Origin of the sequence: Paraburkholderia phenoliruptrix (genome assembly GCF_902859825.1) — a bacterium.
GTDB lineage: Bacteria > Pseudomonadota > Gammaproteobacteria > Burkholderiales > Burkholderiaceae > Paraburkholderia > Paraburkholderia phenoliruptrix.
Genome location: NZ_CADIKB010000055.1, coordinates 17537 through 28616, shown reverse-complemented (window position 1 = coordinate 28616; position 11080 = coordinate 17537). Strand labels below are relative to the sequence as shown.

Here is an 11080-nt window from a genome sequence, read left to right as displayed (position 1 = left end):
CCCGCGCCTTGCTTCATCATGTGCACTTCTATCGCAGCGCGAGACAACCCGTTTCGTTTCATCTCGAATAGCGCGGGATGCCGATCCTCAAATAGACCGGGACGTAACACCGTGTCGCGATGCTGGCGGCTCTCAAGGAACTGCATCCGAAGATCGGCGAAACCGTCGCAGTAGCGGTCGAAGCCGCGGAAGGCGATGCGGCCAAGGCGCGCGCCCTTTTCAGCGGCATGTTTGAGCGCCCGCAGAACAATGTGCAGAAAGGCCGCTTCGGCCAGGCACTCGCGCAGGTGATTGCCGATGGCGCCGCGTGCGTAGTGCCGGACTACATCCGCGAGGCAATCACCCACGCCTGTCAAGTCAAGGAGCCCGAGTAGTGACCCAGCCGTCCGACGAGCAGTTGCAGGTCATCGGCGCACCAATCGCACCGATGTCCGTAATTGCCTGCGCTGGCAGCGGCAAGACGTTCACCGCTGTACGCCGGCTGGCGCAGATGCGCCGACAGCTCGGTGACGACCGCGGTCGCGTCGCTCTCCTGTCGTTCTCCAATGTCGCCGTGGATACCTTTCGGCGCGAATACCAGAATATGGTCCAGGAGGTGCCCTCCAGAGTCGCCCACGGCCGCGTTGAGATCGACACGCTAGACACCTTCATCACCGGCAACGTGCTGCGCCCACACGCATATCGAACGATGGGTGCGCAGCAGGCCGCATTCCTTGTGATGGGCGGTGAAGCGTTCCTGGGCGGCTTCAGGTTCCAGACGAACACGTATCCTCGCGAGATCACGCAGATGCAGGTTGGCATCGACAACAACGGTGCCTATTTCTGCTACGCGGACAACGACCGGACGCTCAGGCTGGATACCATGCAAGCGACGCGCCTTGTGCATCGTCTTGGACAGGTAGGTGCCTATACACACAACCTCGGGCGCTACTGGTGCTACCGCACATTGGTAGAACAGCCCGGCATCCTGCGCGCCCTGGTCCGCCGCTATCCGCACATTCTGATCGACGAAGCGCAGGACATCGGTACGGCTCATCAGGCCATCATCGAGCAGCTTGTCGGTGCGGGCTGCCAGGTCTCGTTGATCGGTGATCCAAACCAAGGCATCTACGAGTTCGCCGGTGCCAATGGGGCGTTCCTGACACGGTACGGTCAGCGGGAAGGTGTCAACAGTCTCCACCTGACCAGGAACTTCCGGTCTGTGCCAGCGATTCTGGATTTGGCCAATATGCTGTCAACGCGGGCAGACACCGCGGACAGGTTAGTGCCCGATACGACGCATGGCGCTTTCTTCGTGCCCTACCGGAACGCCGAACGCGAGAACCTCATCGCTGCTTTCCAGGCGGCGGTGCTGGCGGCCGACCTGAAGCTGGAAAGCTCGGCCGTGCTGTGCCGCGCCCGGGACATGGCCAACAAGCTCGGCGGCAACGAAGGGGCGCCAGGCCAGGGAACCGTCAAGGCTCTCGCACAGGCCGCCATCCTGCGCGACCGGCACCAGGACTATCTCGCCGCGTTCAAGCTGGTGGCTTCCGGCATCGTCGGTCTACTTGCCAACCCGCCGCAGGGACTGGTGGCAAGGATCACGCAGCCCGCGCGCTACCCGGATGATCGAATGCTGCGACGGCTCGTTTGGGCATTCACACGCAATCGGGATTCGGGGCTGCCGGCCGCGACATTGACCGGGGACACGCAGTGGCATCCGCTGCTGCTGGAACGGACGAGGACATTGCTGGCGCAAATCGCACAAGACCACGGCTTGGCGAGCACCAACAACCTGGGCAACAAGCTCGCAAAAAGGGGGTTGCCCAATGCGCCGCTGATCACCGCCGCTGACTTGGCAGCGAACGACGACGCACCGCGCATCCGAGTGGACACAGTCCATCAGGCGAAGGGCGAAAGCCTTGATGCTGTGCTGTACTTGGCGAACCGGGAACACGCCAATGCGCTGCTGGCCGGCGTAGACACCGAAGTCGGGCGCATCGGCTATGTTGCCGTGACTCGCGCCCGCAATCTTCTGTGGCTCGGTGTACCGGCCAATGCGCTGGAGGAATTGAGACCCGTCTTGCTTGAACGGGGGTTTCAGGAAGCCGGCGCAGCGATAGCCCTAGCGTAGCAGCCGTCAGGCCGCTCGCAAGTCGCTCGAACTCCGAGACAGCGTCTCGGAAATCCTGATGCCTATGGTAAGGCAGGGATTGAAGCCGGATCGCCCAGCAGCGCCGACGGCGCTGCGGACGACGCAAATCCCTGGTGCCTGGTCATGCCGTCGCTTCGGCAGGCTGCTGCTTGGCGCCGGTGATCGCCTTGCGCCGACTCGCCACCAGTTCGGCGGCCTCCCGGACCGGCTTGTCCTCGGTGTGGACATAGCGCATGAACATCACCACGGTCTTGTGCGCCGTGAGTGCCATGCCGACCTTGACCGGAATGCCCGAGTTCGCAATGTCGGTCGCCGAGCGGTGTCGAATGCCGTGCGTCCCCACGTGCGTTGCCCCCGCAGCTTTGAGTGCACGGCTCCAGCCGCCGTAATACTCGCCTGTGGTCAGGTGTTGTCCCGGATGGCGCGGCGACGGTAGCACATAGCGAGCGCCTTCCTTGTGCGGCGCTGTCGAAAGCAGCCGGTAGGCTTCCTCGCTCATGGGCTTGGACATGCCGCCGGTCTTGCTGTCAGGCCAGACGACCCGCCGGTTCTCCAGATCGACCCATTCCCATTCGAGCGAGACGATTTCGCCACGGCGGCCAGCGAACTCGAACTGCAGGCGGATCGCCAACGGGACCACGTAGTTCTCCAGCCCTTCGGCCTCGATCTTGTCAAGCTGTCGGAACAGCTTGCCCATGTCCTCGTCGCTGATGAGATGGGTGGACTTGCCAGCCGGAAACAACTGGATATGCCGGCAGGGGTTGCTGCCATCGGGCCGGTAGCCCCACACCTCGGCCAGATTGAACATCTTGCGCAAGATGCTGAACGCCTTGTTCGCCTCGGTGGGCTTGTACGAAAACTTTTCCATCAGCCCGGCAATGTCGGGGCGCTTCACGTCCTGGACCTTCTTGCGGCCCAGCAGCGGGATGATGCAGCGGTCGATGACGCGCTGATAGCCGACCTGGGTGCTGGGCTTGTTGCGCTTCTTGGAGTGATCCTCCATGAACTTCTTGCACAGCTCCTCGACGGTAGGTGCTTTGCGCGCTTCGGCCTTGGCTGCGCCGGGATCACCGCCCCGACGTACCTGAGCCAGCCACTCCTGTGCCAAGGATCGGGCCTGTTCGACAGTCAGCTCTCCGTACTGACCGAGCGCGGGCTTGCGGCGCTCGCCGGCGTTCGTCCGGTACTGGAGCATGAACACCTTGCGACCCGATGGGGTAATCTTGCACAAGAAGCCGGGCACCAACGTGTCCCGGAGTTCGACGGCCTGCGCCTGGGGTTGTGCCGCATCGACAGCGGACTTGGTGAGCTTGATCTTTGCCATGATGACTCCTCGGAGAGACCCGGTTCCCAGGAGCCTTCTAGGGGCCAACAGAGGGGAAGTCGGGTCAAGTTTCGGAAAGCACCGGCATATGTTGAACTCGCCTAAGTCCTTGATAAACCTGCTGTATCTGGCTGTGGCGTAGTCCAGCGAAGTCCGGTGCTGGAGGCATCCTGAAATGAAAAAAGCCCGCGCGGGGGCGGGCTTGGGCCACCGCCCGTGCGCTTTCGAAGTAAAGGAGTGTCAATCAGAGTTGTCCGATCGACGGATCCAGTTTGTCAATTCGAGAATTCCTCGATGCGCTTTATGCGCTAATAGACGGCGGTGATAGAAGTCTCGGCGGTCATGCTTGGCCTACGTGCAGCCGATCCCAGCGGGGCGCGCGAGGCGGTGGTTCCTGCTATCGGAAGCCCTGATCGTTCGAGCCGGCAGTTACAAGCGGATCGCGAGATTCGACCTCGAGGCGAAGAACTGCGTACTTGAATCGAGGGAAGCGCGGCAGACCCCCCTCGCTGTCAAGCAAAGGAGAACTGGAGTATGCGGCGACATTTCATTGTTGTGGGTGACAAAACGACGAGCGGCGGCACTGTCACGGAGGGGGAGCCCGGTGCGATGAACCGCGGCAGATGGCTCTCTTATCATGGTGCCAGGATCGATTGTCCAGCCTGCGAATCCGAGGGCCGTATCGTGGGTGTGGGACCTACGCGTCCACATACCTATCGTGGGAAGCAGGCTGCATTGGAAAACGATCTGTGCATCTGCAAGTGCGAGCCGCCGCCGGTTTTAATTGCATCTTTGCATAACGCATGGATGTCCTTCGAAAGCCACGAACTTGCGGAAATGGGGAATGCAAACGACGGCAGTGACATCTTGCAGCCAGCTAGCGGTGCGTTTGACCGACAATTTCGCTTTGCAGATGGGGACGGCAGCCCGGTAGCGGGCATTCGGGTTTATCTGACCGATGTGGATGGCCAGACCAAGGCCGTCGTAACGGATCGGCACGGCAGAACATCGTTGAAGTCGGGAGCGGCCCGGCAGCGGATCGGCGTGGCACTTCGCGAGGCGGCGCGGAAATGAGCAACTTTGGAAGCGTTATCTGGGCTCCTCTCACCCGCAAGGAAGACGAAACGCCTCATACGTGCAAGCTTAAAGTTTTCTGGAAGACGATCCGTGCCTGGTCTGATGCTGACGTCGCCGACTATTGTGCTGCGGTGCCTCGGCTCGCAGAAGCTTCTCGATTATCGGGCCGGCGCTTCACCTGCGAAGATTTCGCACTCGAACTGCTCAGTCTATTTGCATCGAGCCGCGGGCTACCCGTCAAGCTGGTCGATGGCGTGCGAGAATATCGCAACATTGGATATTTACGATCCTGATTACCACGAGAACTATCCGCAGAGCCCGCGAGGATTTGTCAGCATGGTCATGGTGAGCTTCGGGGCGCCAGACATCCAACGCATAGGTCAAAATACGTTCCGACTTTCCAATCCCTCGGAGCTTCGGCCAGGAGATATTCTCGCGCTTGCACGTGACAGCAAAGGGCAGGCGACCGGCGGGCGGGCTCACCACATACAGGTGGTTACCGGAACGTCGGATGCGCGAATCGACATATACCAAGGCAATTCCGACTGGCGGATTCACAAGCCGAAAACGTGGGCTAATCGGCTTCTTGGCCGGAATTCCGCTGACCCCGGCCAAGGCGCTTATGCAGGAATGGCGCCGGAGACGGGGCAGTTCACGCGCGGTGCCGGGGGACGCTGGGACTATAGGAATAACAACACGGGCAGCACCCAGACTGATTGCCTCAAGTTGTTTGAGTTGTACCGATGGAATTTCATGGAGTTCAACCATTGATCGCCAATTCTCAGTTCCTCGGCTATGCGTCGGCACTGGCGGATGGCGACGCCGCTTTTCTCCTCTGGACAATCGGCGCGGTCACGTCAGTGACGTTCGTGCTCGGCCTGCGTCAGAGATCAAGGGAAGTGCGCTGGTATCGCGCTCTTCAAGCCTTGGCATTGCTGGCCTTACCGGTACTGCTGCTTGTCGGGATGACCGTATCCATGATCCCGCCGGCCTGAGCATGGAACGCTTTTTTGTTCTGAAGGCGCCCGTCCGTATCGGCGTGACTAGAGACGAGCAACTCGATCGCAGCCTGCAGCGTGCACAAAAAATGCCGCCCTCATCGAGGGCGGCATTTTTGCTTGCAGACTTCTCGGAGGCGGAGTTCTCGCCCCGGGGAATGCCAATAGCTGTCGCTCAGACGTTGAACAGAAAATTCATCACATCCCCGTCGTGCACGACATACTCCTTGCCTTCCGCGCGCATTTTCCCGGCTTCTTTCGCGCCTTGCTCACCCTTGTAAGTGATGTAGTCGTCGAAAGAAATGGTTTGCGCACGAATGAAGCCGCGCTCGAAGTCGGTGTGAATCGCGCCCGCGGCTTGCGGCGCGGTGTCGCCGATGTGGATGGTCCACGCGCGCACTTCCTTCACGCCCGCGGTGAAGTACGTTTGCAGCCCGAGCAGCTTGAAGCCCGCGCGGATCACGCGGTTCAGGCCTGGCTCTTCCATGCCCATGTCGGCGAGGAACACTTCCATGTCTGCTTCGTCGAGGTCGGCGATTTCCGCTTCGATTGCCGCGCAGGCCGCGACCACCGGCGCGTTTTCCGACGCCGCGAACTTCATGACCGCGTCGAGATGCGGATTATTCTCGAAGCCGTCTTCCTTCACATTGGCCACGTACATGGTCGGTTTCGCCGTGATCAGGCAGAACGGCTTGAGCGTCGCCTTCTCTTCGTCCGACAGATCCAGCGCGCGCACCGGCTTCGCCTGATCCAGCTGCGCGCGCACCTTTTCCAGCACCGCGGCGTTCTTGACGGCTTCCTTGTCGTTGCCCGACTTGGCCGCCTTGGAATAGCGTGCGAGCGCCTTTTCAACCGTGGCGAGGTCGGCGAGCGCGAGTTCGGTGTTGATGACCTCGATGTCCGACAGCGGGTCGATCTTGTTCGCGACGTGAATCACGTTCTCGTCTTCGAAGCAGCGCACGACGTGCGTGATGGCGTCCGTTTCGCGGATGTTCGCGAGGAACTGGTTGCCGAGGCCTTCGCCCTTGCTCGCGCCCGCCACCAGACCGGCGATGTCGACGAATTCCACGACTGCAGGCAGGATGCGCTCCGGCTTGACGATTTCCGCCAGCGCTTTCAGACGCGCGTCCGGCACCTCGACGATGCCGACGTTCGGCTCGATCGTGCAGAACGGGTAATTTTCGGCGGCGATGCCCGCCTTGGTCAGCGCGTTGAACAGGGTGGACTTGCCGACGTTAGGCAAGCCGACGATGCCGCATTTGAGGCTCATGGAAATCCTTCAGTGATTCAGTAAATTGCGTGATGCGCTCGACGCCGTGTGCAGGATTCGGGAGCCTTCGCGGTGGACCGGCAAGGAAGACGCAGCGGAGCGGGACACGACACCAGACGGGCATTGCCTCGACGATTCTGGGCGGGTTTTGTCACGGGAACCGTAATTGTAACCCGTTCCCACCCGCTTCTTGACGTGGCGTCAGAAAGCTGCGCGCCCGGGTCCGTCCGCCGCAACCCCGCAGCTATAATGCGCGGATGAACGCACACCATCAGACTTTCGACGCCGCCGTGATCGGCGGCGGGCTGGTCGGCAAAACCGCCGCGCTTGCGCTCACTCAAGCCGGCTTGCGCGTCGCGCTGCTCGCGCAGGCGTGCGCGCCGCTCGCCGCCGGCGCTTCGTTCGACTCGCGGGTGTACGCGTTGTCGTCCAGCTCGCAGGCGCTGCTGGAGCGCTTGCGCGTCTGGCAGGCGCTCGATCTGGCGCGGCTCGGGCCCGTCTACGACATGCGGGTCTACGGCGACGCGCATGCCGAGCTGCATTTCTCCGCGTTTCAGGCTTCGGTGCCGCAACTGGCGTGGATCGTGGAGTCGTCGGTGATCGAGCACGCGCTCGACGCGGCGCTGCGCTTTCAGCCGAATCTCACGTGGATCGACAGCCGCGCCCAGGCGCTCGACTTCACCGCCGACAGCGCAAGCGTCGGTCTCGCGAACGGCGGCGTGCTCGTGGCGGATCTGGTGGTGGGCGCGGACGGCGCCCACTCGTGGGTGCGCGCCCAGATCGGCTCGAAGATGAACCGGCGCGACTACCGGCAAACAGGCGTCGTCGCGAACTTCAAGGCGGAACGTCCGCACGGCGAGACCGCTTTACAGTGGTTCAAGGACGGCGAAATCATTGCGCTGCTGCCCATGCCGGACGGCCACGTGTCGCTCGTCTGGTCGGCACGCACCGAGCACGCCGAGCAACTCATCGGGCTCGATCCCGCGCAACTCGCGGCGGAAGTGGAGCGCGTAACCGGCGGCCAGCTCGGCGCACTCGATTGCGTGACGCCCGCGCAGGGCTTTCCGCTCGCGCTGCAAACGGTCGACCGGCTCGTCGCACCGCGCGTCGCGCTGGTGGGCGACGCCGCGCATCTGATTCATCCGCTCGCCGGGCAGGGCATGAACCTCGGACTGCGCGACGTCGCGGCGCTGGCCGATACGGTCGCCGGCAAGGAGTCGTTCCGCGATCTCGGCGACATGGTGCTGCTGCGGCGCTACGAGCGCGCGCGCCGCGAAGACATTCGCGCGCTGATGATCGCGACCGACGGTCTGCAAAAGCTCTTCTCCGTGCCCGGCCCGCTCGCGAAGATCGTGCGCAACAGCGGCATGGCTTTTGTCGGCGCGCAGCCGTTCATCAAGCGCTGGCTGGTGTCGGCGGCACTCGGCTGATGTGGCGGCCGACACGCCGCGCGGCGTGCGAGGACGATGAGACGGGTATTATGAACGCACAGCGGCGGTTCGCGTCACCGCGCGAACCTCGCAAAACGCCAACGCGTGCGCCACGCCCGCGATTGAACCAGGAATTCAGCATGAAAAGAACCTTCCGCATGGCCGCAGCCGTGCTCGCGATCGCTGCCGTCACCTTCGGCTGCTCCGCGCAGGCCGACCAGTCCACCGACAAGCTCAAGGCCACGCTGCAAAGCCGCCTTGCCGACGTGACCATCAAGAGTGTGACAAAGTCGCCGATCGCCGGCCTTTACGAAGTGAACCTCGGCAACCAGATCGTCTATAGCGACGCGAACGGCGACTATCTGCTGCTCGGCGACATGGTCGACACCAAGACGCGCAAGAATCTGACGGACGCGCGTCTGTCGGAAACGAACCGTATCGATTTCGCGAGCCTGCCGTTTGCGAATGCGGTCAAGGTCGTGAAGGGCAACGGCTCGCGCAAGATTGCCGTGTTCTCCGATCCGAACTGCCCGTACTGCAAGCAGCTCGAAACCACGCTGAAGTCAATCGACAACGTGACGGTCTATACCTTCCTGTACCCGGTGTTGTCGCCGGATTCCACTGCCAAGTCGAAGTCCATCTGGTGCTCGACGGACCGTGCGAAAGCCTGGGAGTCGTGGATGCAGGATCATCAGGCGCCCACGGCCGCCGGCACCTGCGACACCGCCGCGATCGACAAGAACCTCGCGCTCGGCCACGCGATGAACGTCGAAGGCACGCCGACCGTATTTCTCGCCGACGGCCGCCGCCTGCCCGGCGCCGTGCCGGCCGACCGGCTCGACAAGGAAATGGCCGCGGTGCATTGAGCACGCGGTTCACATCTGACAAAGGAGGCGCGACTGGCGCCTCCTTTCGCATCAAGCTCCTCAAACATTCAAGCCCGAAAAACAAGCGCCGCCGATGAAGCCGATCCGCTACACCATCGTTCCGAAGCAACCCGCCGCCCATCTCTTCGAAGTCACCGTCACCGTCGCCGATCCCGATCCGGCCGGCCAGCGTTTCATGCTGCCGGTGTGGATTCCCGGCAGCTATATGGTGCGGGAGTTTGCGCGCAACATCGTCACGCTGCGCGCATTCAATGACGCGGGCCGCAAGGTGCGCGTCGAGAAAACCGACAAGCACACGTGGCAGGCGGCGCCGGTGAAAGGCGCGCTGACGCTGCGCTATGAGGTTTACGCGTGGGATCTGTCGGTGCGCGCGGCGCATCTGGACGACACCACGGGCTTTTTCAACGGCACGAGCGTGTTTGTGTCGCCGCTTGGTCACGAGGATGCGCAGTGCGTGGTCGACATTCAGAAGCCCGAAGGCGCCGCGTATCGCAACTGGCGCGTCGCGACGGCGCTGCCGGAGGCGCGCGGCACGAAGCGCTACGGCTTTGGCGAATATCGCGCGCAAAACTATGACGAACTGATCGACCATCCGGTGACGCTCGGCGAATTCGAGCTCGCCACCTTCAAGGCTCACGGCGTGCCGCACGACGTGGTGATCGCGGGACGCGTGATCGGGCTCGACATGCCGCGGCTTTGCGCGGACCTCAAGCGCATTTGCGAGGTGCAGATCGCGCTTTTCGAGCCGAAGTCGAAGAAGGCGCCGGTGGACCGCTATGTGTTCATGACGCAAGCCGTCACCGACGGTTATGGCGGACTCGAGCACCGCGCGTCGACGGCGCTGATCTGCAATCGCGGCGATCTGCCGGTACAAGGCCGGGAGGTACTGACGGAGGGCTACCGCACCTACCTCGGCTTGTGCAGCCACGAATATTTCCACACCTGGAACGTGAAGCGGATCAAGCCGGCGATGTTCGCGCCGTATGACCTTTCCGTGGAGAATTACACGTCGCTGCTGTGGCTTTTCGAAGGTTTCACGTCTTATTACGACGACCTGATTCTCGTGCGCAGCGGTCTGATTTCACAGGACGATTATTTTGGCATGCTCGGCAAGGTGATCGGCGGCGTGCAGCGCGGCAGCGGGCGGACGAAGCAGACCGTCGCCGAAAGTTCGTTCGACGCGTGGGTCAAATACTATCGGCAAGATGAAAACGCGCCGAACGCGATTGTCAGCTATTACGCGAAGGGCTCGCTCGTTGCGCTTTCCTTCGACCTTGCGATTCGCGCAGAAACCAGCAACCGCAAGTCTCTCGACGACGTGATGCGCCTGTTGTGGCAGCGTTTTGGCCGCGACTTCTACCTGGGCAAGCCGGTCGGCGTCGAGGAAAGCGAAATCGAGGTGCTTTTCACCGAGGCGACCGGCGTGGAACTGGGCGAGTTGTTCACGCAAGCTGTCCACGGCACGCGCGATTTGCCGCTGGAAACGCTGCTGGAGCCGTTCGGCGTGACGATCGCGCCGGAACCCGACAAGAATGGCAAGCCCTCGCTGGGCGCACGCGTGCGCGGCGGCGCGGACTGCACGCTGGCCGCGGTTCACGAGGGTAGCGCTGCGCAGAAGGCCGGGCTCTCGGCCGGCGACGTGCTCATCGCATTCGACGGCCTGCGCGTGACCGGCTCGAATCTGGATGCGCTCCTCGCGCGCTACCAGCCGGGCGCCCAAGTCGAAGTGCATGCGTTTCGCCGGGACGAGCTGCGCACCGCGCAACTCAAGCTGGACGGGCCCGACGTGTCGCGCTACAAGCTCACCGCCAGCGACAAGCGGCCCGCCACCAAGAAGGCACGCGAGCGCTGGCTCGCAAGCTAATTGTAATCTGCGATAACGTCAATTGGCCTTGGCAAGCGGCGGATTGTTCTATCAGTGCAACAATCCGTCGCCGCCGGACGGCTTTTTCCCGGGTCG

At 62.5% G+C, this 11080-nt stretch carries 10 protein-coding genes; 8 read left to right on the top strand and 2 right to left on the bottom strand.

Annotation, left to right across the window (positions count from 1 at the left end):
• The first annotated feature begins 119 nt into the window (after window positions 1-119).
• Both HV711_RS30475 and HV711_RS30470 read left to right on the top strand, forming a co-directional pair.
• Window positions 120-374: a hypothetical protein gene (locus tag HV711_RS30475; protein ID WP_035480911.1), complete on the top strand. Its 255-nt coding sequence runs from the start codon at window positions 120-122 to the stop codon at window positions 372-374.
• Entirely contained in the window at window positions 374-2113 is a 1740-nt protein-coding gene (locus tag HV711_RS30470; protein WP_035480908.1) for a UvrD-helicase domain-containing protein, read from the top strand. Before HV711_RS30475 ends, HV711_RS30470 begins: the two co-directional genes overlap by 1 nt.
• A gap of 142 nt (window positions 2114-2255) precedes the next feature.
• Here the strand turns inward: HV711_RS30470 and HV711_RS30465 are convergent, their stop codons facing one another.
• The gene (locus HV711_RS30465) at window positions 2256-3458 is read right to left on the bottom strand and encodes a tyrosine-type recombinase/integrase (protein ID WP_035480906.1); all 1203 of its coding nucleotides are present in this window, start codon (window positions 3456-3458) and stop codon (window positions 2256-2258) included.
• 534 nt (window positions 3459-3992) lie between these two features.
• On the opposite strand from HV711_RS30465, the gene HV711_RS33855 reads away from it, so the two are divergent.
• The 3 genes from HV711_RS33855 to HV711_RS30450 all read left to right on the top strand — a co-directional run bounded on the left by HV711_RS33855 (window position 3993) and on the right by HV711_RS30450 (window position 5530).
• A complete protein-coding gene (locus HV711_RS33855; RefSeq protein ID WP_082201462.1) occupies window positions 3993-4532 on the top strand; it encodes a PAAR domain-containing protein in 540 nt (179 codons plus the stop codon).
• 93 nt (window positions 4533-4625) lie between these two features.
• A complete protein-coding gene (locus HV711_RS30455) occupies window positions 4626-5306 on the top strand; it encodes a hypothetical protein (protein ID WP_175145522.1) in 681 nt (226 codons plus the stop codon).
• Window positions 5303-5530, top strand: coding sequence for a hypothetical protein (locus HV711_RS30450; protein WP_028362330.1), 228 nt, complete (start codon window positions 5303-5305; stop codon window positions 5528-5530). The genes HV711_RS30455 and HV711_RS30450 overlap by 4 nt, the downstream gene beginning before the upstream one ends.
• Before the next feature lie 178 nt (window positions 5531-5708).
• Here HV711_RS30450 and ychF read toward each other — a convergent pair whose 3' ends face one another.
• Window positions 5709-6803, bottom strand: a complete 1095-nt coding sequence (gene ychF, locus HV711_RS30445) for a redox-regulated ATPase YchF (RefSeq protein ID WP_035480904.1) — start codon at window positions 6801-6803, stop codon at window positions 5709-5711.
• Between the two features lie 257 nt (window positions 6804-7060).
• Between ychF and HV711_RS30440 the strand changes: the two genes are divergently transcribed.
• The 3 genes from HV711_RS30440 (at window position 7061) to HV711_RS30430 (ending at window position 10984) form a co-directional block, all read left to right on the top strand.
• Window positions 7061-8233, top strand: a complete 1173-nt coding sequence (locus HV711_RS30440) for a UbiH/UbiF family hydroxylase (protein WP_035480902.1) — start codon at window positions 7061-7063, stop codon at window positions 8231-8233.
• 140 nt (window positions 8234-8373) lie between these two features.
• Entirely contained in the window at window positions 8374-9099 is a 726-nt protein-coding gene (locus HV711_RS30435; RefSeq protein WP_013589723.1) for a DsbC family protein, read from the top strand.
• Between the two features lie 94 nt (window positions 9100-9193).
• Window positions 9194-10984, top strand: coding sequence for a M61 family metallopeptidase (locus HV711_RS30430; RefSeq protein ID WP_035484072.1), 1791 nt, complete (start codon window positions 9194-9196; stop codon window positions 10982-10984).
• Window positions 10985-11080 lie beyond the last annotated feature (96 nt).